Annotated in this window: 21 protein-coding genes, 1 pseudogene and 1 riboswitch; of the genes and pseudogenes, 14 read left to right on the top strand and 8 right to left on the bottom strand. The window is 72.5% G+C overall.

All coding sequences use genetic code 11. From position 1 onward, the window contains the following. Nucleotides 1-37 precede the first annotated feature (37 nt). The gene (locus ACFY5B_RS25565; RefSeq protein ID WP_389972936.1) at nucleotides 38-1,057 is read right to left on the bottom strand and encodes a hypothetical protein; all 1,020 of its coding nucleotides are present in this window, start codon (nucleotides 1,055-1,057) and stop codon (nucleotides 38-40) included. Between the two features lie 160 nt (nucleotides 1,058-1,217). Between ACFY5B_RS25565 and ACFY5B_RS25570 the strand changes: the two genes are divergently transcribed. After that, nucleotides 1,218-1,670, top strand: coding sequence for a DUF4442 domain-containing protein (locus tag ACFY5B_RS25570; protein ID WP_279539677.1), 453 nt, complete (start codon nucleotides 1,218-1,220; stop codon nucleotides 1,668-1,670). 52 nt (nucleotides 1,671-1,722) lie between these two features. Here ACFY5B_RS25570 and ACFY5B_RS25575 read toward each other — a convergent pair. Beyond that, nucleotides 1,723-2,384 (bottom strand): annotated as a pseudogene (locus ACFY5B_RS25575) (UTP--glucose-1-phosphate uridylyltransferase). Nucleotides 2,385-2,851: 467 nt separating this feature from the next. On the opposite strand from ACFY5B_RS25575, the gene ACFY5B_RS25580 reads away from it, so the two are divergent. The 3 genes from ACFY5B_RS25580 (at nucleotide 2,852) to ACFY5B_RS25590 (ending at nucleotide 8,212) form a co-directional block, all read left to right on the top strand. Beyond that, nucleotides 2,852-4,726, top strand: coding sequence for a ricin-type beta-trefoil lectin domain protein (locus ACFY5B_RS25580; protein WP_389972939.1), 1,875 nt, complete (start codon nucleotides 2,852-2,854; stop codon nucleotides 4,724-4,726). Nucleotides 4,727-5,132: 406 nt separating this feature from the next. Then, entirely contained in the window at nucleotides 5,133-7,517 is a 2,385-nt protein-coding gene (locus ACFY5B_RS25585; RefSeq protein ID WP_389972942.1) for a phosphoketolase, read from the top strand. A 71-nt stretch (nucleotides 7,518-7,588) separates the two neighbouring features. After that, nucleotides 7,589-8,212, top strand: a complete 624-nt coding sequence (locus ACFY5B_RS25590; RefSeq protein WP_389972945.1) for a DedA family protein — start codon at nucleotides 7,589-7,591, stop codon at nucleotides 8,210-8,212. 65 nt (nucleotides 8,213-8,277) lie between these two features. On the opposite strand, the gene ACFY5B_RS25595 is transcribed toward ACFY5B_RS25590, so the two are convergent. Next, nucleotides 8,278-8,805 (bottom strand): gamma carbonic anhydrase family protein, encoded by a 528-nt coding sequence (locus ACFY5B_RS25595; RefSeq protein ID WP_389973441.1) that lies wholly within the window; start codon nucleotides 8,803-8,805, stop codon nucleotides 8,278-8,280. Between the two features lie 112 nt (nucleotides 8,806-8,917). Between ACFY5B_RS25595 and ACFY5B_RS25600 the strand changes: the two genes are divergently transcribed. Then, the gene (locus tag ACFY5B_RS25600; protein WP_389972948.1) at nucleotides 8,918-9,715 is read left to right on the top strand and encodes an acyltransferase; all 798 of its coding nucleotides are present in this window, start codon (nucleotides 8,918-8,920) and stop codon (nucleotides 9,713-9,715) included. A gap of 10 nt (nucleotides 9,716-9,725) precedes the next feature. Here the strand turns inward: ACFY5B_RS25600 and ACFY5B_RS25605 are convergent, their stop codons facing one another. Beyond that, complete coding sequence (locus ACFY5B_RS25605) at nucleotides 9,726-10,583, bottom strand: EamA family transporter (protein WP_389972951.1); 858 nt, start codon at nucleotides 10,581-10,583, stop codon at nucleotides 9,726-9,728. Nucleotides 10,584-10,680: 97 nt separating this feature from the next. On the opposite strand from ACFY5B_RS25605, the gene ACFY5B_RS25610 reads away from it, so the two are divergent. After that, the gene (locus ACFY5B_RS25610; protein WP_389972954.1) at nucleotides 10,681-11,253 is read left to right on the top strand and encodes an XRE family transcriptional regulator; all 573 of its coding nucleotides are present in this window, start codon (nucleotides 10,681-10,683) and stop codon (nucleotides 11,251-11,253) included. Between the two features lie 32 nt (nucleotides 11,254-11,285). Here the strand turns inward: ACFY5B_RS25610 and ACFY5B_RS25615 are convergent, their stop codons facing one another. Then, a complete protein-coding gene (locus ACFY5B_RS25615) occupies nucleotides 11,286-12,416 on the bottom strand; it encodes a cation diffusion facilitator family transporter (RefSeq protein ID WP_389972957.1) in 1,131 nt (376 codons plus the stop codon). 63 nt (nucleotides 12,417-12,479) lie between these two features. Between ACFY5B_RS25615 and ACFY5B_RS25620 the strand changes: the two genes are divergently transcribed. Then, complete coding sequence (locus ACFY5B_RS25620) at nucleotides 12,480-12,839, top strand: metalloregulator ArsR/SmtB family transcription factor (RefSeq protein WP_344457865.1); 360 nt, start codon at nucleotides 12,480-12,482, stop codon at nucleotides 12,837-12,839. Nucleotides 12,840-12,850: 11 nt separating this feature from the next. On the opposite strand, the gene ACFY5B_RS25625 is transcribed toward ACFY5B_RS25620, so the two are convergent. The 3 genes from ACFY5B_RS25625 to ACFY5B_RS25635 all read right to left on the bottom strand — a co-directional run bounded on the left by ACFY5B_RS25625 (nucleotide 12,851) and on the right by ACFY5B_RS25635 (nucleotide 16,263). Beyond that, entirely contained in the window at nucleotides 12,851-14,074 is a 1,224-nt protein-coding gene (locus ACFY5B_RS25625) for a 4-hydroxybenzoate 3-monooxygenase (protein WP_389972961.1), read from the bottom strand. A 22-nt stretch (nucleotides 14,075-14,096) separates the two neighbouring features. After that, nucleotides 14,097-15,701 carry an APC family permease gene (locus tag ACFY5B_RS25630; protein ID WP_389972964.1) on the bottom strand — a complete coding sequence of 535 codons (1,605 nt, stop codon included), beginning with the start codon at nucleotides 15,699-15,701 and terminating at the stop codon, nucleotides 14,097-14,099. A gap of 133 nt (nucleotides 15,702-15,834) precedes the next feature. Beyond that, nucleotides 15,835-16,263 carry a CoA-binding protein gene (locus ACFY5B_RS25635; protein ID WP_389972967.1) on the bottom strand — a complete coding sequence of 143 codons (429 nt, stop codon included), beginning with the start codon at nucleotides 16,261-16,263 and terminating at the stop codon, nucleotides 15,835-15,837. Between the two features lie 82 nt (nucleotides 16,264-16,345). Further along, a riboswitch (cobalamin riboswitch) is annotated at nucleotides 16,346-16,536 on the top strand. 59 nt (nucleotides 16,537-16,595) lie between these two features. On the opposite strand from ACFY5B_RS25635, the gene ACFY5B_RS25640 reads away from it, so the two are divergent. The 7 genes from ACFY5B_RS25640 (at nucleotide 16,596) to ACFY5B_RS25670 (ending at nucleotide 21,968) form a co-directional block, all read left to right on the top strand. Next, nucleotides 16,596-17,621 (top strand): ABC transporter substrate-binding protein, encoded by a 1,026-nt coding sequence (locus ACFY5B_RS25640; protein ID WP_389973444.1) that lies wholly within the window; start codon nucleotides 16,596-16,598, stop codon nucleotides 17,619-17,621. Beyond that, nucleotides 17,618-18,670, top strand: coding sequence for a FecCD family ABC transporter permease (locus ACFY5B_RS25645; protein ID WP_389972970.1), 1,053 nt, complete (start codon nucleotides 17,618-17,620; stop codon nucleotides 18,668-18,670). Before ACFY5B_RS25640 ends, ACFY5B_RS25645 begins: the two co-directional genes overlap by 4 nt. Continuing rightward, nucleotides 18,667-19,464 (top strand): ABC transporter ATP-binding protein, encoded by a 798-nt coding sequence (locus tag ACFY5B_RS25650; RefSeq protein ID WP_389972972.1) that lies wholly within the window; start codon nucleotides 18,667-18,669, stop codon nucleotides 19,462-19,464. The genes ACFY5B_RS25645 and ACFY5B_RS25650 overlap by 4 nt, the downstream gene beginning before the upstream one ends. A gap of 102 nt (nucleotides 19,465-19,566) precedes the next feature. Next, on the top strand, nucleotides 19,567-20,283 hold the full coding sequence (locus ACFY5B_RS25655) for a hypothetical protein (RefSeq protein ID WP_389972974.1): 717 nt from the start codon (nucleotides 19,567-19,569) through the stop codon (nucleotides 20,281-20,283). Further along, the gene (locus ACFY5B_RS25660; protein ID WP_389972977.1) at nucleotides 20,280-20,822 is read left to right on the top strand and encodes a SixA phosphatase family protein; all 543 of its coding nucleotides are present in this window, start codon (nucleotides 20,280-20,282) and stop codon (nucleotides 20,820-20,822) included. Before ACFY5B_RS25655 ends, ACFY5B_RS25660 begins: the two co-directional genes overlap by 4 nt. A 121-nt stretch (nucleotides 20,823-20,943) precedes the next feature. Beyond that, nucleotides 20,944-21,228, top strand: a complete 285-nt coding sequence (locus ACFY5B_RS25665; protein ID WP_389972980.1) for a hypothetical protein — start codon at nucleotides 20,944-20,946, stop codon at nucleotides 21,226-21,228. A gap of 113 nt (nucleotides 21,229-21,341) precedes the next feature. Next, nucleotides 21,342-21,968, top strand: coding sequence for a YigZ family protein (locus tag ACFY5B_RS25670; RefSeq protein WP_389972983.1), 627 nt, complete (start codon nucleotides 21,342-21,344; stop codon nucleotides 21,966-21,968). Nucleotides 21,969-22,173: the final 205 nt, after the last annotated feature.

A 22,173-nucleotide genomic window follows, 5' to 3' on the forward strand; every position in this document is an offset into this window, starting at 1 on the left:
CTGTCGCAGGGGGCGGGCCCGTTCCCGCTTCTCCGGGTCAGCCGCCGGTCGGCTCGCCGTGCAGTCGGACGGTGCTGAGGATCTTCATGATGGTCTTCTCGGGCACCTCGCCCTTGACGCCCTTGGCACCGAAGAAGCTCCAGGCGACGAAGTCGCCGGCGGAGTTCTTGAAGCCGAACGTGACCGCCTTGCCGTCACTCGCGCACTTGCCCGTGTCGGGCGTGTTCTCCGAGTGCGCCCAGGCGACGCTGCCCTTCACGCCCGAGGCGGTGGTGTAGGGCTTGGCCTTGTCATCGGTCTTGACGCTCTTCTTGTCCGGCTGCGTGTAGCCGCCGTACACCCACCAGGCCACCTGGTTGACCGCGACCTCGTCCGTGTCCTTGGCGCCGTCGGCGCCCTTGGTGCCCGCCCCGCCCAGGGACTCGGTCTCGGTCCTGCCGTCCTTGTCGTCGTCGCTCGTGCACCACTTGGACTTGTAGAACGCCGGTGCCGACATGGTGATCAGCGGCTTGCCGTCGTCGGACTTCTCGTCCTCGAAGAAGACGGACGAGGTCGGGGAGGCCACCTCCCAGTCCGCGGGGACGTCGAAGGCCGTGCCCCACTTGGGGTTGATGACGACCTTCCACCCCTTGACGGTGGGCTGCGCCGCCTCCCCGCCGCGGGGATTGTCGTCCGAGGCGGGAGCGCTCGGCTCCTCGGCCGTCGGGCTCGTCGCGACCTTGTCGTCCTTGCCCTTCTTGCCGCCGTCGGCCGTGTCGTCCTTGTCGCCGCCGAGCACCAGGAAGCCCGTGACACCCGCCGCCACGACCACCGCGGTGGCCGCGATGATCGCGACCAGCTTGGTCCGGCTGCCGCCACCACCCTGCGGCGGCTGCGGCGGCTGCGGCACGCCGGCCGGCCCGGGGGCGCCCCACTGCGGCTGCTGCCCATAGGGGTTGGGCTGCTGCTGGTATCCCGGCTGCTGATAGGGATTCGGCTGCTGGTACCCCGGCTGCTGGTACGGGTTGTTCGCTTGCGGGTTCTGCTCGCCCCCGGGCGGCTGCTGTCCTGGCCACATGGGCAGCCACCCTAGCCGCGCCACGGACACGATTCGGTCACCGGCCGTGGACGGAGACGTAGCAACCCGGAGACAGCCCGGTGCGGGATGTCGTGCCCAGGGATGCGGCGGTCGTCACACCGCCTGGCCAGGCGTCTCTACTCGTGAGTAACATTCGGCCATGAGCGCAGACCAGATGTCCATCGGCGAGATGCTCGCCGCCACGGTGCCCATGGCACGGACCCTGAACCTCGAGTTCCTGGAGACCTCGCCGGACCGGGCGGTGGTGTCGCTGCCGGACCAGGGCGAGTACCACAACCACGTGGGCGGCCCGCACGCCGGTGCGATGTTCACGCTCGGCGAGTCCGCGAGCGGGGCGATCGTGCTGGCCGCGTTCGGGGACCAGCTCTCGCGCGCCGTGCCGCTCGCCGTCAGCGCCGAGATCTCGTACAAGAAGCTGGCGATGGGCGCCGTCACGGCCACGGCCACCCTGGGCCGCCCGGCCGCCGAGGTCGTCGCGGAGCTGGACGCCGGTGAGCGTCCCGAGTTCCCGGTGGCCATCGCCATCCAGCGGGCCGACGGTGCCGTAACCGGTGAGATGACCGTGGTGTGGACCCTGCGGCCCAACGGCTGACCCCGCAGTCGCGCGCGCGTCGGTCCCGGCCCGGTGCCGACGCCTTCGCGGGTCAGGCCGCCGCGTCCCGGTGTTCGGGGAGCACGCCGTCCAGCTCCCCGAGGAAGACCCGGAGCCACGCCACGAACTCCGGCCCCAGGTCGGGTCGTTCGCACGCCATCCTGACCACCGTGCGCAGATTGTCGGCCTTGTCGCCGGTGTCATGGCGCAGGCCCTTGAAGACCACTCCGTGCACCGTGCCGTCCGCGGCCATCAGCCGTACCGGTGGATCTGCTCCGGCGGGACCTCCATCAGGGCGACCACGCTGCCGAGACTGCGGTCGCGGACGTCGAGCATCCGGCTCAGCAGCGTCTCGCGCGGGTCGATCAGGTCGTCGCCGAGGGGCACCGCGAAGGGCTGGTCGCCGACATGGCGGCGGGCGCACAGCACGGCGTGGCCGAGGCCGAGCGGGTCGCCCTGGCGGATGTGGTGGATGCTCGCCGGCCGCGCCGGATCGCGCACCGCGTCCAGCCGCACGGTGTCGCCCTTGGCCGTGAGGGCCTGCTCCAGTTCCAGGGCGTGGTCGAAATGGTCCTCGATGTTCCGCTTGTGACGGCCGGTGACCATCAGGACGTCGTCGAGTCCCGCCGCTGCCGCCTCCTCGACGACGTACTGGATGGCGGGCTTGTCGACGACCGGCAGCATCTCCTTGGGCGTCGCCTTCGTGGCGGGCAGGAAGCGGGTGCCGAGGCCGGCGGCCGGGACGACCGCCTTGCGGACGGTGCCGGCGGTGCGGACGGTGCGGGCGGGGACTGCGGGGGCTACGGGGGCGGAAGAGCGGGGGCGGTCATGCGGCTCATGCTGGCGCGGAGAGCTGAGAGCGCGCCGAGAGCCACATGGGCGCGCGCTGTGGAGTTGGAGATTGTGTGGACCGACCGCCTTTCGATGCGCACAACTTGCGGGTCTCGGCGCCCGTGTTTTCGAAAGCCGGTGCGGATACCGCCGGTAACGTATCTGAATTCCTTCCGTTTTGAACTTGGGTCATCCGAACTCCTTGTTACCTGTCAGTCGCATGTGCGAAAGTGAGCCGGCTCACAGGCCGAGTCCGTAGCTGACGCGGCACAGGTATGCACCAATCACGCACCTGCTTTCCGACGGACGCGCAATTCGCCTGCCGTTTCGCGGTGGAAGGAAATGGTTCCGTGCAATCCCCCACGCCCCCACGCCCGCCGTACGCGCCACGACCCGGAGCGGGACCCGCACAGTCCGACCGCAATCTCCTCGCCCGGGTCGGCGAACCCACCGAAGGGCCGCGCGCCGTCGCGCTGTTGCTGGCCCGGCACTGGCGCGCGGTCTATGAATACGCCGTGATCTGCCTGGCGTCCTCCCAGGATTCCGCATCGATGGCGGCCGCTGCCGCCTTCCGCAGGGAACTGGCCCGGCCGGGCGGCGGAGCCCTGCGTCCGCGGCTGCTCACCGCCGTCCGGGAGACGGTCCGGGAGTGGGCCGCCGACGACGGCATTTCCGAAGTACTGCCGGAACTCCGCAAAACCGTCGGCGCCCGCGGCCTGCGCGCCGCCCGGCCCGGCACACCCGAAAGGCGACGCCTCGCGGAGCGCGCTTTCCGCAGCCTCCCGGGGGCTTCCCAATGCCTGCTCTGGCACACCGACGTCGAGGCCGAACCCATATCCGTACCGGCCGGTCTGCTGGGAGTGGACGCCACCACCGCGTCGGCCGCCCTGGAACAGGCGCGCGAGCAATTCAGGTCGGGATGCGTACGCGCCCACCGGGAACTCGCCCCGACGCAGGAATGCCGCTACTACAACCGCCTGCTGGACGTTCCCATGCGTCGCGGCGGGGCGCTGCTTCCCGATGTGCAGCGGCATCTCATGGCCTGCCGCTACTGCCGCCACGCCGCCGAACAGCTCAGCCATTTCGAGGGCGGTCTGGAAGACCTGCTCACCGAGACGGTGCTCGGCTGGGGCGCCCGCCGCTACCTGGAATCACGGCCGGGCCGCGTCGAGGGCCAGGGTGCCCTGTCGGCCGGCGGACGCCACCGCCTCCGGCCCCGTGCCCTGCCGGCGGCCGGCCGGTCCGGGGCGCCGAGGAGGCACGCGAAGGCGCTGGCCGCCGCCGTCGGGGTGACCTCCCTCGTGCTGCTGGCGACCCTGCTCGCCGCCCGGGGCTGGACCGAGGAGGGCGGCACCGCCGACCCGCAGGCCACCTGGGGCGTGGTCAGCGGCCACTCCCTCGACCCGGACCGCGCGGGACCCTCGTCCGTCGGACCGGACTCCGTCGCACCCTCGGCCGCCGCTTACCCGTCGGCCGCCTCCGCCGGTGCCGCCGCCGAAGTGGCCCGGGGACGGCTGCGCAACCTCGGCGAGGGTCTGTGCGTCGACGTCCTGGGCGGCCGCGTCCGGGCCGACGCCCGCATCGTGCTGACCGCCTGCTCCGCGGGTGGGTCCCAGCAGTGGTCGTACCGGGACGACGGCGTCCTGGCCAGCGCCGCCGACCCCACCCTGTGCCTCGGCTCCGACATCGCCAAGGGCTCGGTCGCCTTGGCCGGCTGCCTCGTCCACGCGGGAATCGTCCGCTACGACCTGACCGTGCGCGGTGAACTCCTGCCGCGCGGCGGCGGCAAGGGGCTGGCCCTCGCCCCAGGAAAACGCCGGAGCGTGATCGTCACCGACCGCGACGGATCCGAGGCGCAGCGCTGGGCACTGGAACCGGCCGCCGTTCCCCGAGGGCCGGGGGAGTCACGGGAGAAGAGGGCGCAGGACGCCCCGGGGGAGAGCCGCCGGGAGCGCGAGCAGCGGCCGTACGACGACGCCCCGCCCGTACAGCGGCCCGCACCGCCACGCACCCAGCCCGGGGAACTGCCGCAGCAGCGGTACGAGACGCGGTTCGCGCAGGTGGACTGCTGCGGGCAAGCCGGGGCAGGCGCCGGTGGGGCGGACGGGGCCGGGGGTGATGGGGCCGGTGGGCCCGCGCAGGCCGGCTCGCGAGTTCTCGGAGGCGCGCCGGACACCGTCGCGGACGCCGTGACGACGCTGCACTCCGCGGTGCGCTTGCCGTAGCAGCGGTACGGGGCGGCAGCCCGAGGCCGTCCGAGCCTGCCCGGGGCCGTCCGAGCCTGCCCGGGGCCGTCCGAGCCTGCCCGAGGCCGTCCGAGCCCGCCCAGGGGCATCCGAGGCCGCCCGGCCGTCCAAGTCCGCCAAGGGTCGCCCACTCGGGGTGACGCCCAGGGGCCGCCCACTCGGGGTGACGCCCAGGGGCCGCCCACTCGGGGTGACGCCCAGGGGCCGCCCGGCGGCGCGGATCAGGGCATCGTCGCCGTCCCCGCGGGTTCGGCCGCGGCCGAACCCGCGGGGCGGGTGGCCGGCAACCCGCGGGGAGTGCCGGATGGCCGACAGGCGCCTGGCATCGAACCGGAACAGACTGGTACTCCTCCTGAGTCCGCCCGCAGAACCCAGGGAGTCATCCATGCCCGAGGCCCCGCGCCAGGCCGGCAGCAGCGCGCCGACCGACGAGGAACTGCGCACGCTGGACGCCCACTGGCGGGCAGCCAACTACCTGGCGGCCGGTCAGATCTACCTGCTGGCGAACCCGCTGCTCACCGAGCCGTTGCGGCCCGAGCACATCAAGCCGCGGCTGCTCGGCCACTGGGGCACCTCACCCGGGCTGAACCTCGTCCACACGCACCTCAACCGCGTGATCAAGAACCGCGGGCTGGACGCCCTGTGCGTCTGGGGCCCGGGCCACGGCGGGCCGTCGGTCCTCGCCAACTCCTGGCTGGAGGGCAGCTACAGCGAGAAGTACCCGGACGCGTCCCGGGACGCACAGGGCATGGAGCTGCTGATGCGGCAGTTCTCCTTCCCCGGCGGCGTGCCCAGCCACGTCGCCCCGGAGGTGCCCGGCTCGATCCACGAGGGCGGCGAACTCGGCTACTCCCTCGCCCACGCCTACGGCGCCGCCCTCGACAACCCGGACCTGCTCGTGGCCTGCGTGATCGGCGACGGCGAGGCGGAGACGGGGCCGCTCGCCGGGTCCTGGCACGCCAACAAGTTCCTCGACCCCGTCCACGACGGTGCCGTCCTGCCGATCCTGCACCTCAACGGCTACAAGATCGCCAACCCGACCGTGCTGTCCCGCCTCCCCCAGGAGGAACTCGACGCGCTGTTGCGTGGCTACGGCCACGAGCCGATCCACGTCACCGGCGACGACCCGGCCACCGTCCACCGCGCCATGGCCGAGGCCATGGACACCGCGCTCGACCGCATCACCGCCGCACAGCGCGCCGCCCGCGAGGAGAGTGCGACCGAGCGCCCGCGCTGGCCGGTGATCGTGCTGCGCACCCCCAAGGGCTGGACCGGCCCGGCCGAGGTCGACGGCGAGCCGGTCGAGGGCACATGGCGCGCCCACCAGGTGCCGCTGTCCGGCGTCCGCGACAACCCGGAGCACCTGCGGCAGCTGGAGTCCTGGCTGCGCTCGTACCGGCCCGAGGAGCTGTTCGACGCGGAGGGCCGCCCGGTCGCGGACGTCCTCGCCTGCGTCCCCGAGGGCACCAGGCGCCTCGGTGCCACCCCGTACGCCAACGGCGGCCTGCTCGTCCGCGACCTGCCCATCCCGTCCCTGGACGACTTCGCCGTGCCCGTCGACAAGCCCGGCATGACGATGCACGAGCCGACCCGGGTCCTCGGCGACCTCCTCGCCCGGATCATGCGCGACACCGCCGACCGGCGCGACTTCCGCCTGGTCGGCCCGGACGAGACCGCCTCCAACCGGCTCCAGGCCGTCTACGACGCCAGCGGCAAGACCTGGCAGGCCGGGACCCTGCCCGTGGATGAGCACCTCGACCGGCACGGACGGGTGATGGAGGTGCTCTCCGAACACCTCTGCCAGGGCTGGCTGGAGGGCTACCTGCTCACCGGCCGGCACGGGCTGTTCTCCTGCTACGAGGCGTTCGTGCACATCGTCGACTCCATGGTCAACCAGCACATCAAGTGGTTGCGCACCTCGCGCGGGCTGCCCTGGCGGGCCCCCATCGCCTCCCTCAACTACCTGCTGACCTCCCACGTGTGGCGGCAGGACCACAACGGCTTCTCCCACCAGGACCCCGGCTTCGTCGACCACGTCCTCAACAAGAGCCCCGAGGTCGTCCGGGTCTACCTCCCGCCGGACGCCAACACCCTGCTGTCGGTGGCGGACCACGCCCTGCGCAGCCGCGACTACGTCAACGTCGTCGTGGCCGGCAAGCAGCCCTGCTTCGACTGGCTGTCGATGGACGAGGCCCGGGTCCACTGCGCCCGCGGGGCGGGCATCTGGGAGTGGGCGGGCACGGAGGACGGCACCGAGCCCGATGTCGTCCTGGCCTGCGCCGGTGACGTCCCGACCCAGGAGACCCTCGCCGCCGCCCATCTGCTGCGCCGGTACCTGCCCGAGCTGTCCGTCCGGGTCGTCAACGTCGTCGACCTCGCCCGGCTGCTGCCCCAGGGGGAACACCCGCACGGCATGAGCGACTTCGAGTACGACGGCCTGTTCACCACGACCAAGCCGGTGATCTTCGCCTACCACGGCTATCCGTGGCTCATCCACCGGCTCGCGTACCGCCGCACGGGCCACGGGCAGCTGCACGTGCGCGGCTACAAGGAGGCCGGCACCACGACCACGCCGTTCGACATGGTCGTCCGCAACGACCTCGACCGCTACCGCCTGGTCATGGACGTCATCGACCGTGTTCCCGGCCTCGCGGTCCGCGCCACGGCCGTGCGCCAGCGGATGGCCGACGCCCGCAGCCGCCACCACGCCTGGATCCGTGAGCACGGCACCGACCTGCCCGAGGTCGCCGAGTGGAGCTGGAACGCCTGAGCCCCGAGGGACGTCCTAGAAGCCGGTAGGCTTCCCGGGGTCGCAGGGAAGCTCAGGGAAAGGAACCGGCGTTGCACGTCCAGGAGTGGCTCGAAACCGTACCCGCGGTCGCCGTCTACGCGCTGGTGGGGCTGGTCATCGGCCTGGAGAGCCTGGGCATCCCGCTGCCCGGCGAGATCATCCTCGTCTCCTCGGCGCTGCTCGCGTCCCAGCACGGCGAGATCGACCCCGTCGTCCTCGGCGCCAGCGCCACGGCCGGTGCGATCATCGGCGACTCGATCGGCTACGCCATCGGCCGCAAGGGCGGGCGGCCCCTGCTGGCCTGGCTGGGCAACAAGTTCCCCAAGCACTTCAGCGAGGGGCACATCGCCACCGCCGAGCGCTCCTTCGAGAAGTGGGGCATGTGGGCCGTCTTCTTCGGCCGCTTCGTCGCCCTGCTCCGCATCTTCGCCGGCCCCCTCGCCGGTGTTCTCCGCATGCCGTACTGGAAGTTCGCCATCGCCAACGTCCTCGGGGGCATCCTCTGGGCCGGCGGCACTACGGCGGTCATCTACTACGTCGGCATCGTCGCGGAATCCTGGCTGAAGCGCTTCTCGTGGCTGGGCCTGGTGGCGGCGGTCCTGGTGGGCCTCACGTCCATGCTGGTGATCAAGCGCAAGGCGAAGAAGGCAGCACCTGCGGCGGCGGCGGAGTAGCTCGCCCCAAAGGGGCGCGGTGAACTGCGTGACCAGCCACAACCCACCCGCACCCGCCGAACCGCCTACGCATGCACCTCCCGATGCGCCTTCGCCAGCTCGGCGTACATCGTGCCGTTGAGGGTGACGCCCTGCCGCTCCTCCTCCGACAGCTCCCGCCGGACCTTCGCGGGAACCCCCGCCACCAGTGACCCGGGCGGCACCACCATCCCCTGCGGCACCAGCGCCTGCGCCGCGACGAGCGAACCGGCCCCGATCACGGCGCCGTTCAGGACCGTCGCCCCCATGCCGACCAGACAGTCGTCCTCGACCGTCGCCCCGTGCACCACCGCGTTGTGCCCGATGCTCACCCGCTCACCGACGCTCACCGGGAACCCCGGGTCGGCGTGGAGGGTGCAGTTGTCCTGGACGTTGCTGTCCGCCCCGACGGAGATCGCCTCGACGTCGCCGCGCACCACGGCTCCGTACCAGACGCTCGCCCCCGGCCCCAGCGTCACGCCCCCGATCACCGACGCCGTGGGCGCCACGAACGCCGTCTCATGGATCTCCGGCTCCCTGCCGCCGATCCCCGTGATCATCGCCCGCTGCGCCATGTCCGCCTCCAGGAACGTCGTAGACAACGCGCAAACCGTACGCCACCCGGTGGGGCGAAGATCACAGGCCTCCGACGCCGCGGGCGGAGCTACCGCTGAGTACCGTGAGGTCGTGCCGAAGCGCAAGAACACGTTCTCATCCTGGCGGCGGGGCCTCACACAGCGCGCCGTCCACGCGGGCTGGGCCTGGCTGCAGCGCACGGGCTCCGTCACTGCCGAGCACCCTGGCCGCTACCGCTTCGGCGCGATGGGAACGAGTACCAGACTTGCCTTCCCGCTCGGCACGGTTTTCGGCGAACCCTGGATCCACCTCGGCTCCCACTGCATCATCGGCGAGCGAGTCACCCTCACCGCGGGCCTGATGCCCGACCTCGACCTCGGCCCCGACCCGATCCTGCGCATCGGCGACGGGGTCGTCCTGGGCCGCGGCAGCCACGTCATCGCGGACACGACGGTCACGATCGGCAGCGACTGCTACTTCGGTCCGTACGTCTACGTCACGTCCACGAACCACTCGTACGACGACCCGCACCAGCCGATCGGCAAGCAGTGGCCGCGGATGGAACCGGTGGAGATCGGGCCCGGCTGCTGGATCGGCACGGGTGCTGTGATCCTGCCGGGCGCCCGCATCGGACGGAACGTCGTGGTGGCCGCGGGCGCGGTCGTGCGGGGCACGGTGCCCGACCACGCCGTGGTGGCCGGCGCGCCCGCCCGGGTCGTACGCCGCTGGACCTCCGCGGACGGCTGGCAGCCACCGCTGCGCACCCCCGCGCCGGTGCCGATACCGGAGGGCGTCACCCCCGAGCAGCTCCGCGCGCTGTCGGACCTGGACGAGGAGACGGCGGCCCGGCTGGCCGAACTGGACGAGGAGACGGCGGCCGATCTCGCGAAGCTGGAGCCGGGTTCCTGAACCGTCGGGCTCAGCCCGACGCCAGCAGTACCGTCCCGACCAGGGCGAGTCCCGCTCCGGCGGCCTGCACCGCCCGCAGTCGTTCCCGGAGGACGCCCCGCGCTGCCACGGCCGTCACCACGGGGTACAGGGAGGCCAGCACGGCGGCGACCGTCACCGGGCCGTGCTGCGCGGCGATCGAGTACGTGCCGTTCGCGGCGACGTCCGCGAGGCCGACGAAGGCGAGGGCGGGAAGGGAGCGCCAGGGGAAGCCGTCCGCCGGGAGCGCGGGCGACCCGCGCCGCACCGAGACACAGAGGGCCAGTCCGCCTGCGGCGACGTTCGTGACCCGCTGGACGAACAGGGCGAGGAACAGGCCGGTCAGGGTCGTCGACGCCTCGGCGATCAGCGCCATCACCGCGCCGAAACCGAACGCCGCGAGCAGGGTCAGGCCGATGGCCTGGCGGTGGACCGGGGCGCCACGGAACTGCGGACCGCCCGCCAGGCACACACCGGCGACGGCCACCAGGATGCCGACGAACTGCAGCAGTCCGGGGCGCTCGCCCAGCATCAGGCCGACCCCGACCGGTACCGCCACACCGATGGAGCCCAGCGGCGAGACCACGCCCATCGGGCCGAGCGCGAGCGCCTTGTAGAAGGCGAGCATCGCCACCGGCCCGACGAGCCCGGCCGCCACGGCGAACCACAGCTGCGGCCCCGCCTCGCTCCAGCCGCCGGTCGCGACCACGACAGCGCCGAGCACCACCACCGCGATCGACTGCGAGACCACGACCACCGTGAGGGCGGGCGTGCGCCGGGTCAGCAGACCGCCGCCGAAGTCGGCCAGTCCCCACAACAGGCTGGTGGCCAGGGCGAAGAGCGCTGTCATGGGACGGATACCTCGCAGTACAGTGCAGTGAACGATCAGGTCAACCACACCATAGTGCAGCCTACTGCACTGTGTCATACAGAATATTGGACGGAACGTGTCGGACCTCGACCTGCTGACCCAGTCCCTGGCGCGGAGCGTCAAGCACTGGCGCGCGGTGCGCGGCTTCACCCTGGACGTGCTCGCCGCCCGGGCCGGTGTCAGCCGCGGCATGCTCATCCAGATCGAGCAGGCCCGCACCAATCCCAGCCTCGGCACCGTCGTCAAGATCGGCGACGCGCTCGGCGTCAGCATCACCACCCTGCTCGACTACGAGCAGGGCCCGAACGTCCGCGTCGTCCCGGCAGAACAGGCCGTACGGCTGTGGCACACCGATGCCGGCAGCTACAACCGGCTTCTCGCGGGCACCGAGGCGCCCGGCCCGCTGGAGATGTGGGACTGGCGGCTCATGCCGGGCGAGAGCAGCCCGTCGGACCCGCACCCCGCCGGCACGACCGAACTGCTCCACGTCACGGCGGGCGAACTGACCCTCACCGTCGACGGCGTCGAGCACCGCGTGCCCGCGGGCGCCAGCGTGCACTTCGAGGCGAACGTCCCGCACACCTACGGCAACACCGGCGACGCCCCCATGGAGATGGTCATGGCCGTCTCGGTGCCACCCGTGGCCTGAGCCCCTGGGAGCCCCTGGCCTGAGCCCCTGACCTACGCCGCCATGTGGTGGGCCAGTGGGAGATGGGGGTCGCTCTCGCCCGGGGCCGGTTCCGGGTCCGCGTGCACCAGGGCCGCGGTCAGACGCGGTACGGCGTGCAGCAGCGCGTGCTCGGCGTCCACGGCGATGCGGTGGGCCTCGCGCACCGTCACGTCGCCGTCCACCACGACCGCCACCTCGGCGCGCAGCCGGTGGCCGATCCAGCGCAGCCGCAGTTCACCCACCCCCCGCACCCCGGGCACCTCGGTCAGGGCCCGCTCGGCCCGGTCCACCAGGGCCGGGTCGACGGCGTCCATCACCCGGCGGAACACCTCCCGGGCCGCGTCCCGCAGCACCAGGGTGATCGCCGCCGTGATCGCCAGCCCGACGATCGGATCCGCCAGTTCCCACCCCAGGGCCGAGCCGCCGGCGCCCAGCAGCACCGCCAGTGACGTGAAGCCGTCGGTGCGGGCGTGCAGACCGTCGGCGACCAGTGCGGCCGAGCCGATCGAGCGGCCGACGCGGATGCGGTAGCGGGCCACCCACTCGTTCCCGGCGAAGCCGACGACGGCGGCCACGGCGACCGCAGGGACGTGCTCGACCGGGCGCGGATCGAGCAGCCGGTCGATGGCCGTCCAGCCCGCGAAGGCCGCGGACGCCGCGATCGTCAGCACGATCACGAGCCCGGCCAGGTCCTCGGCGCGTCCGTAGCCGTAGGTGAAACGACGTGTGGCCGCGCGCCGGCCCAGCACGAAGGCGATGCCGAGCGGGACGGCGGTCAGCGCGTCCGCGGTGTTGTGCACCGTGTCCCCGAGCAGCGCCACCGACCCCGAGACGGCCACGACGACCGCCTGGGCCAGCGCCGTCACACCCAGCACGGCGAGCGAGACCCACAGTGCCCGCATCCCGCGTGCCGAGGACTCCAGGGCGGAGTCGACCTTGTCCGCGGTCTCGTGGGAGTGCGGGGCGAGGAGGTGAGCCATCCGGTGGCGCAGCGAGTGCCGGTGGCTGTGGCTGTGGCTGTGGCTGTGGCTGTGGCTGTGGCTGTGGGCATGGGCGTGGCCGTTCCCGTGGCCGTGGGTGTTTCCGTGGTCGTGCCCATGCGAGTGGTCATGCGGGTGGGCGTGCCCGTGCCGTTCGCTCACGTGGATCCCCTTCCGGTGCGCGTGGGAGTGGACGTACCCGTGTCGTGCCGCCATTATGTGCGTATGAGCGCACGCATGCACCTGTCATCTGCGCACGATGCGCATCCGCGCAGCCCGGGCGAGGAGCAGTTCGCACTCGCCGCGGAAGTCCTCGCCCTGCTGGGGGACCGGACCCGGCTCGCCCTGCTGCACGCGCTGACCGGGGGAGAGGCCGACGTCACGACGCTCACGGAGGCGTGCGGCGCGGCCAGGCCGGCCGTCAGCCAGCACCTGGCCCGGCTGCGCCTGGCGGGCCTGGTGAACACGCGCAAGGAGGGCCGCCGGGTGATCTACTCACTGCGCGACGGCCATCTGCGCCGCTTGGTCGACGAGGCACTGAACGTGGCCGACCACCGCCTCAGCGACCGCCCCTTGCACGACTGAGCACGGCTCGCTCAATGACGCGCCGCCGTCCCGAGGTACTGCTCGGCGAAGGCGGCCGCCGCGGCGGGCGAGGTGAACAGGCGGCGCAGCCGGGCGAGCGCGGTGCCCGCGCGGAACGGATCGCCCGCCGCCGTGCCGTGAAACACCTCGGACAGCCACTGCGAGAACTCCTGGTAGTCCCAGACGCGCCGCAGGCACGCCTGCTCGTAACCGGCCAGACCGCTGTCGTCATCCGTCGTCAGCCGGGCTACCAGGGCGTCGCCCAGCAGGAAGGCGTCGTGCAGGGCGAGGTTCATGCCCTTGGCGGCGATGGGGGCGACCAGATGGGCCGCGTCACCGGCGAGGTGGAGCCGGCCGTGCACCATCGGCTCGACCACGTAGTCGTGCATGTCCAGCACGCGCTTCTCGATCAGCCGCCCCTCGGTCAGCGGAGGCACGCCGGTCGCTCCGAGCCGCTGCCGGAGCTCGGACCAGACGCGCTCCTCCGGCCAGTCGTCCGGGTCGTCGCCCGGCGGGCACTGGAGGTAGTAGCGGGTCACGTCCCGACTGCGGGGCATCTGGCCGGCGAACCCGCGCGGGTGGCAGCCGAACAGCACGCAGTCGGCGGACGGCGGCGCCTCGGCGAGCAGGGCGAGCCAGCCGACACCGTAGTCGTGCCGCGCGATCCGGACCCGCTCGACGGGGAGCGAGGCCCGGGTCGCTCCCCGTGCCCCGTCGCATCCGGCGACGAAGTCGCAGTGCACCACCCGGCGTTCACCCGTCTCGAAGCAGGTGTACGAGACCGACGGCCGGTCGCTGTCGACGTCGTGCAGCTCCACGTCCCGGACGCCGAAGCGGATCTCGCCGCCGCGGACGTCGGCGTACTCGCGCACCAGGTCCGTCACCAGCAACGGCTGTGGATAGACGAAGTGGTGACTGCTCGTCAGTTCGCCGTAGGGGAACCGGTAGCGCTCCCCGCCGAAGCGGAACTCGCACGCGCTGTGCAGTTCCGCGCGGTCCAGGAGGTTCCGGGCGAGGCCTCGCTTCTCCAGGCCCCGTACGGCCCATTCCTCGATGACCCCGGCGCGGGGCCGCTGTTCGATGAACTCGCGGGTCTCCGCCTCCAGCACCAGACAGTCCACGGACGCGGCCCGCAGGATGTTCCCGACGGTCAGACCTGCCGGACCGGCGCCCACGACAACGACTGGGAAGCGTCGCGGGGCGCCGGAGTCGGCGGGCGGAGAGGCGTGGGTCATGCGCACATTATGGAGGCCGGTCTCAGTGGACCGGCACCTCCGTGACGGCCACCTCCTCGATGCTCCGCTCGATCTCGCCGGACAGGGAGGCCGAGGCCCGGGCCCAGTAGTAGACGGCCAGCGAGAACACCGCGATGACCAGGATGTCCCACCACAGTGCGAGGTGCCCCTGGCCGCCGAAGCCGCCCTGCCAGGAGATGACGCCCATGCCCAGAAGGTAGGCGGGCAGCCACTGGGCGGCCTTCCAGTCGAGCCGGGGAGCGTCGGGCAGGCCCTTGCGCGTGGCGTACCAGGCGTACCCGCCGAGCAGGACGTAGCCGAGGACGATGGCCACGCCGAGCCGCCACAGGGTGTCCCAGGTGGACCAGTAGATGATGAGGTTGGCCACCACGAACGACAGCGGTGAGACGACCTTCCCGCCGGGCAGGCGGTAGGGGCGTTCCCGGTGCGGCAGCCGGTCCGCGAAGACGCCGTAGGCCAGCGGGGCACCCGCGTACATCAGCACGCTCGCCGAGGTGATGAAGCTGACCAGCTGCTGCCAGCTCGGGAACGGCAGGAAGCAGACCACGCCCGTAACGAAGGACACGATCAGCCCGAACCACGGCACCCCGCGCGTATCGGTGCGGACGAACAGCTTCGGCGCGTAGCCGTTGCGGGCCAGTCCGTAGGAGACCCGGGACGTGGCCGTCGTGTAGATCAGGCCGGTGCCGCCCGGGGAGACCACCGCGTCCAGGTACAGCACCACGCTCAGCCAGCCGAGGCCCAGCAGAGTCGCGAGCCCCGCCCACGGGCCGCTGATGCCGGGGTAGTCGAGCTTGGTCCAGCCGTGTGCGAAGGAGCCCAGCGGCAGGGCGGCGATGAAAACGACCTGGAGCAGGACGTAGATGGCCGCTCCGATGGCGACCGAACCGATGGTCGCGCGCGGCAGGTCCCGCTGCGGGTCGCGGCTCTCGCCCGCCAGCTGGATCGCCTGCTCGAAACCCAGCAGGGCGAAGATGATGCCGCTGGAACTCACGGCACTCAGCACGCCATGGGCGCCGAAGGGTGCGAAGCCGTGCTCGGTGAAGTTGCCCGGGTGGAAGTTGCCCGCCGCGATGATGAAGATCGCCGCCAGCGGCACGGCCACCTTCCACCAGGTGGCGGCGCTGTTGGTGTGCGCCAGGATCCGCACCCCGAGAAAGTTGACCACGACGAACACGGCCATCAGGACGACCGCGACCACGAAGCCGCTCGTCGTCAGCGTCCCGTCCTTCGCGTGCTGGAAGCCCTGCGCCCAGTGCCAGTGCCCGGCGTAGCCGATCATGGCCTCGACCTCGATCGGTGCCACGGTCGCCGCCTGGAGCCAGGCGAACCAGCCGAAGGACATGCCGGCCAGTCCGCCGAACGCGTAGTGCGGATAGCGGGCGGTGCCGCCCGCGACCGGGAACATGCCGCCCAGTTCCGCGTGCACCAGCGCCAGCAGCACGATCGCCACCGCGCCGATGAGCCAGGACAGGATCGCCGCGGGTCCGGCCGCCACGACGGCCTTCTCGGCGCCGTACAGCCAGCCCGAACCGATGATGGAGCCGACCGACGCCCACATGAGCCCGATCAGCCCGACATCCCGGCGCAGGCCGTCTCTTTCCATGAATTCAGGGCCTCTCGAAGATGAACTCGGGGAGTTCGGGGAGCAAGAGGCCTCAGGTTAGGAATCGGCCGGCCGACCGCAGAAGGCGAGTTGTGCACCCTTGACCGGCTGCGGGCATTTCGTGGGGAACGCTTCAGGATTCCTGTACGCGGTGATGAGGCAGCCGTGGGATTTCGATGGCCGGACAGCGGTCCATCACCATCTCCAGGCCCGCCGCGCGGGCCCGGTCGTACGCCGCCTCGTCCACGACGTCGAGCTGGAACCAAACGCCCTTCGCGCCCTTGGCGACCGCCTCGTCCGCGACGGCCCCGGCGAGGTCGCTGTTCACGAACACGTCGACGACGTCCACGTCGAAGGGGATGTCCGCCAGGCTCGCGTACCCCTTCTCCCCGTGCACCGTCTCCGCCTTCGGGTGCACCGGCACGACGCGCTTGCCGAAGCGCTGGAGCACGGCGGCGACGCCGTACGCCGCGCGCCGCTGGTTCGACGACAGGCCCACCACGGCCCAGGTGTCGCCGAGCTCGGTGAGAATCCTGCGGACCGTTGCCTCGTCGCCGTACACCGGCGGCCTCCTCGGAAGTCGTGGACGGGCTGTTCTCCGTTCAACGGTGCCGGGTGCGCGGTGATTCCCCGGACGGCCCCCGTGATAGCTTGCCGAGGCCAGTCGAACCCATGTACGTGGGTCAGGGAATCCGGTGCGAATCCGGAACTGACGCGCAGCGGTGAGGGGGACGGGCGGGGCCTCGGCCACTGGACTCCCTCGCGGACGTCCGGGAAGGCGCCCCGATCCGGACGAACCCGAGTCCGAAGACCTGCTGGCGGCCCCCGCGGCCGCGCGCGGCGGGGGAGCACCGTACGACCGGGCTCCGCGAATGAGCCCTCGACGCCTGAGGACTGGTTCCCGTGTCCCTCGCCCGACCCGCCCGTGCCGCCGCCCTGCTCGCGGCCGGCTCCCTGCTCCTGACCGGCTGCGGCGGCACCGCGTCCACCGACGCCAAGGCCGCCGTCACCCTCACCGACTGCGGGCACGAGGTCCGCGTCGCCGCCCCGCCGCAGCACGCGGTGTCCCTCAACCAGGGCACTACCGAGATTCTGCTCTCCCTGGGCCTCGCCGACCGCCTCGCGGGCACGGCCACCTGGACCGACCCCGTGATGAAGGGGCTGGAGAAGGCCGACGCGACGGTGCCGCGCCTCGCCGACGACAATCCGTCCTTCGAACGCGTCCTGGACACCGAGCCCGACTTCGTCGCCGCGTCCTTCGTCTCCACCCTCGGCAAGGGCGGCGTCGCCACCCGCGAGCAGTTCGAGAAGCTCGGCGTCCCCACCTACGTCTCCCCGTCCGACTGCGTCGGCAAGGACAACTCGGGGGGTGGCGACGGCACCCGCGACAAGGCCCTGGACATCGACACCGTCTACGGCGAAGTCCGGGACCTCGCGACCGTGTTCGGGGTGAAGAAGCGCGGCGACGCCCTCGTGGCCTCACTCCAGCAGCGCATGAAGAAGGCCACCGCGGGCATCGACGCCTCCAAAGTCACCCTCCTGTACTGGTTCGCGAACTCCGAGTCGCCCTACATGGCGGGCTGTTGCGGAGCACCCGGCATCATCACCCGGGCCCTAGGCGCGAAGAACGTCTTCGACGACACGCACGAGGAGTGGCCACAGGTCAACTGGGAGACGGTCGCCGACCGCGACCCCGACGTCCTCGTCATCGGCGACCTGACCCGCAAGTCCCAGACCGCCGAGTCGGCCGCGAAGAAGATCGCCTTCCTGGAGTCCAATCCGGTCACCAGGAACATGGACGCCGTCCGGCACAAGCGGTACGTGCTGCTCAGCGGGCAGGCCATGAACCCGACCATCCGCACCGTCGAGGGCGTGGAGCAGGTGGCCGCCGGGCTGCGCCGGTTCGGGTTGGTGAAGTGACCGCCCGGGAGCGGGAGCTGCCGGCCGCCGGGCCCGGGCGCCGGGCCGGGCTCGCACTGGGCTTGGCCGGGGCCGTCGCGCTCGTGGCGTCCGTCGCCGTGGCCATCACCATCGGCCCCGCCGACCTCGGCGTCGCCGACGTGTGGTCCGTCGTGGCCGCCCATCTCGGCCTCGGCGGCTCCGGACTGACGCCGATCCGGGACGGCATCGTCTGGCAGCTGCGACTGCCCCGCACTCTGCTCGCCGCCGTGTGCGGGGCCGGACTGGCCGTGTGCGGGGCGGTGATGCAGTCCCTGCTGCGCAACCCGCTCGCCGACCCGTTCGTGCTCGGGGTGTCCTCGGGCGCCTCCACCGGAGCGGTCCTCGTCGTCGTGCTCGGCGTGGGCGGCGGCGCCCTCCCGGTGTCCGCGGGGGCGTTCCTCGGCGCCCTGGTGTCCTTCGCGCTGGTGCTCCTGCTCAGTCACACCCTCGGCGGCACCACCGACCGGGTCGTCCTCGCGGGCGTCGCCGCCATGCAGCTCTTCTCCGCGCTCACCTCCTTCGTCGTGATGACCTCCGCAGATGCCGAGACGACCCGCGGCGTGCTGTTCTGGCTCCTCGGCTCGCTCGGCGGCGCCGGCTGGACCGACGTGTGGCTGTGCCTGGCCGCGCTGGCGGTGGCGCTGGTGGTGTGCCTGTCGTACGCCCGAACCCTCGACGCCTTCGCCTTCGGGCAGGACGCCGCCGCCGCGCTCGGGGTGTCCGTCGCCCGCACCCGCCTGGTCCTGCTGTGCGTCACGGCCCTGCTCACGGCGGCTCTGGTCAGCTCGGCCGGGGCGATCGGCTTCGTCGGACTGGTCCTGCCGCACGCCGCCCGGGCCCTGACCGGTCCCGGGCACGCACGGCTGCTGCCGGTCACCGCCCTCGCGGGAGCGGTCTTCCTGGTGTGGGTGGACACCCTGGCCCGTACCGTCCTCGATCCGCAGGAGGTCCCGGTGGGAGTCGTGACGTCGCTGATCGGGGTGCCGGCGTTCGTGGCGGTGCTGTACCGGACGCGGAGGGTGCGGTGAGCGGCGCAGGGGCGTCGGCGGGACCGGGGCTGCGGGCCGACCGGGTCAGCCGCCGTGCCGACGGGCGCCTCATCCTGGACGGCGTCGCCCTCGCGCCGGAGACCGGCTCCACGGTCGGTGTGCTCGGCCCCAACGGCTCCGGCAAATCCACGCTGCTGCGGCTGCTGGCCGGACTGCTCGCGCCGACCTCCGGAGTCGTCACCCTCGACGGCACGCCCCTGGCCGACCTGCCCCGCCGCACGGTCGCGCGCCGCCTCGCGGTCGTCGAGCAACAGTCGGACACCCAGGTCGAGCTGACGGTCGAGGACGTCGTACGGCTGGGCCGCGTCCCGCACCGCCGCGCCTGGACGCCCTCCTCGGCCGACGACGAGCGGGCGGTGCGCGCCGCCCTGCAGCGCGCGGGTCTCGCCGACCGGGCCGGCCGGCTCTGGCACACCCTCTCGGGCGGCGAACGCCAGCGGGTGCAGATCGCCCGCGCACTCGCCCAGGAACCCCGCGAACTCCTCCTCGACGAGCCCACCAACCACCTCGACATCCACCACCAGCTCGACCTGCTCGCCCTGGTGACGGCCCTTCCCGTCACCACCGTCGTCGCCCTGCACGACCTCAACCTCGCGGCGATGTACTGCGATCGGGTCGTCGTGCTGTGCGCGGGGAGGGTGGTGGCGGCGGGCCCTGCGGGAGACGTCCTCACGGCGGAACTCATCGCCGAGGTGTACGGGGTGCGGGCCGCCGTCAGCCGGGAGGGGCCCGAAGGGCGGCCTCATGTGCGGTTCCTCGGCACACTGAACTGAGAGGAGCGGTCTCCCACGCCGAGGCTGAGCCGATCGCGCCACGGTGGCCGGAAAACGCCCGGCCTGCCTGCGCGGGCCCGTCCGCCCGCCTACGCTCGCCTCGTGCTGCGCATCATCGACGCCCGAACCCGTGAGCCGGTCGACGCCGCCCCGGCCCGCCGGGGCCTGACCCGCGTCCAGGTGCACGCGTCGGACTCCGGCGCGACGAACCTGCGGGTGCTGCTCGTCGGGGACCTGCTCGTGCGGACCCTGGAACTCGGCGGCACACCCGTCTGGGCACTGCTGACCGGTGGCAACCGGCAGGCGGAGCTGCGCGCGGAGGCCACGACACTCGGCATCCGCCCCTTCGAGGACAGCCCCGACGTCGGCGCCGGTCTGGGCGAGTCCCAGGCCGTCCATGTCGCCGCCGAGGGCGAGACGGTACCCGACGGGGTGCGCATCGCCGTCGCCCCGGTCGAACCGGGCCCGCCGGGCCACAGCGACCCGGCCGCCTTGCGCCTCGCCCTGCTCACCCGGCACCACAGCGCCCCCGTCCGGCTGGAGCCCGCCGGACTCGACGAGGCCGGGGCCACCCTCGCCCGCTGGCGCGCCGCCGTCGCCGGCTGGGCGCGACAGCCCTCGCGGCCCGTCCCCGACCGCGTACGGGAGCGGCTGCGCGAAGCCTGGGACGACGACCTGGACGTGCCGCGGGTGCTGGAGGTCCTGCGTCAGGTCGAGACCGAGCCGGAGCTCGCGGACGGCGCCCGCTTCGAGACATACGCCTACGCCGACCGGCTCCTCGGCCTCGACCTCGCAGGCGACCTGGGATCGCCGTCATGATCGCCCGCAGCGGCGCCGGCCCGCTGCGCCGTCTGATCGTGCTGCGGCACGCCAAGTCCGCCTGGCCGCTGGACGTCGCCGACCACGAACGCCCCCTCGCCCCGCGCGGCCGCCGGGATGCCCCCGCGGCGGGACGGGCCCTGGCCGACGCCGACCTCCTGCCGGACCTCGCACTGAGCTCCACCGCCGTCCGTGCCCGCCGGACCTGGGACCTGGCCGCGGCCGAGTGGGGCTCGCCCCCGCCGGTCCGGCACGACCGGCGCCTGTACGCCGCCGGCCCGTCCGGCCTGCTGGCCGTGGTGCACGAGGTGCCCGCCGAGGTGGAGACGCTGCTGCTGATCGGGCACAACCCCGGGCTCGAGGAACTGGTCCTGGCCCTCGCCGGTGACGGCCTCGACGACACCCTGGAACAGGTTCGCACGAAATTCCCCACCTCCGCGATCGCCGTCCTGTCCTGGCACGGCACGACCTGGCAGGCGCTGGCCCCCGGCGCCGCGCTGCTCACGTCCGTCACGGTGCCCCGGGGCGCGAAGCACTAGGTCGTGTCCGCACGGGCATGGGGCCTTTCCGGTGATGTGTGCCGGGCTTGCGCTGCGCACACGTCCCGCGGCGGGTATGGCGTCTGAGCGAACGCCTTGCCGACCCATGAGGAGACCAGTCATGCACGCAGTGATCCGGCGGTACGAAGGGGTGACCGACCCGGCTGAGGCGGGTCGCCGGGTGAACGAGGAGTTCCTGCCGATCGTCCGCGAGGTCCCGGGGTTCGTGGCCTACTACTGGGTCGACGCCGGCGGCGGGGTGATGGTGTCGACCGGTGTCTTCCAGGACCGGGGCGGCGCCGAGGAGTCGACCCGGAGGGCCGGGGACTTCGTCCGGGACCGGCTCGCCGAACTGCTGCCCCACCCGCCCCAGGTCACGGCCGGTGAGGTCGTGGCCCACTCGTAGCGGAGGTCTCGGCGGTACCGGCCGACCTGAGGTGTCGAGGGCCGTCCTTCCGCGTCCCCGGAGAGGCAGCCGCCCCGTCGGGACGCTCCCGACCAGGGGATTAGGCTGGCCGGATGGAGGACGAATACCGCACGGTCGCCGGTGCCGGCGTGCACGAGACCGAGGTCAGCCGCTCCCGCTTCCTGTGCGCTCTCGCCCCGGCGGCCACCGAGCAGGAGGCTCAGGACTTCATCGCCTCGGTCCGCAAGGAACACGCCGACGCCTCCCACAACTGCTGGGCCTACGTCATCGGCGCCGACGCCTCCGTCCAGAAGGCGAGCGACGACGGCGAACCCGGCGGCACGGCGGGCGTCCCCATGCTCCAGATGCTGCTGCGCCGCGACATGCGGTACGTCGTCGCCGTCGTCACCCGCTACTTCGGCGGGGTCAAGCTCGGAGCGGGCGGGCTCATCCGGGCGTACGGCGGAGCGGTCGGCGAGGCCCTGGACGCCCTCGGTACCCGTACCCGCCGCAGGTTCCGGCTGGCCACGGTCACCGTCGACCACCAGCGGGCCGGCAAGCTGGAGAACGACCTGCGCACCACCGGCCGCGAAGTCCGGGACGTGCACTACGGCGAGGTGGTCACCATCGAGATCGCCCTCCCGGACTCCGACGTGGACACCTTCCGCTCCTGGCTGGCCGACGCCACCGCCGGCACGGCCGGTTTCGAAACGGGCGGGGAGGCGTACGGGGACGCCTGAGGGAGGCGCACCTCGAGCCCCGACGGCTGCGCGAGCACGGCAATGACCTGCTTCACAGCCCAGTTGTGGACATAACCCCTGAATTACTACCGGACAGGGGTGACAGTCCGGGGTTCGTGGTGGACCGGGTGCCCACAGGCGTTAGCGTGGTGGGCCGACAGCGAGCCGGACCGGCTCGCGTCGCCGACGAACGGACAGCAGGGGG

The sequence above is a fragment of the Streptomyces sp. NPDC013187 genome (assembly GCF_042899705.1).
GTDB lineage: Bacteria > Actinomycetota > Actinomycetes > Streptomycetales > Streptomycetaceae > Streptomyces > Streptomyces hawaiiensis_A.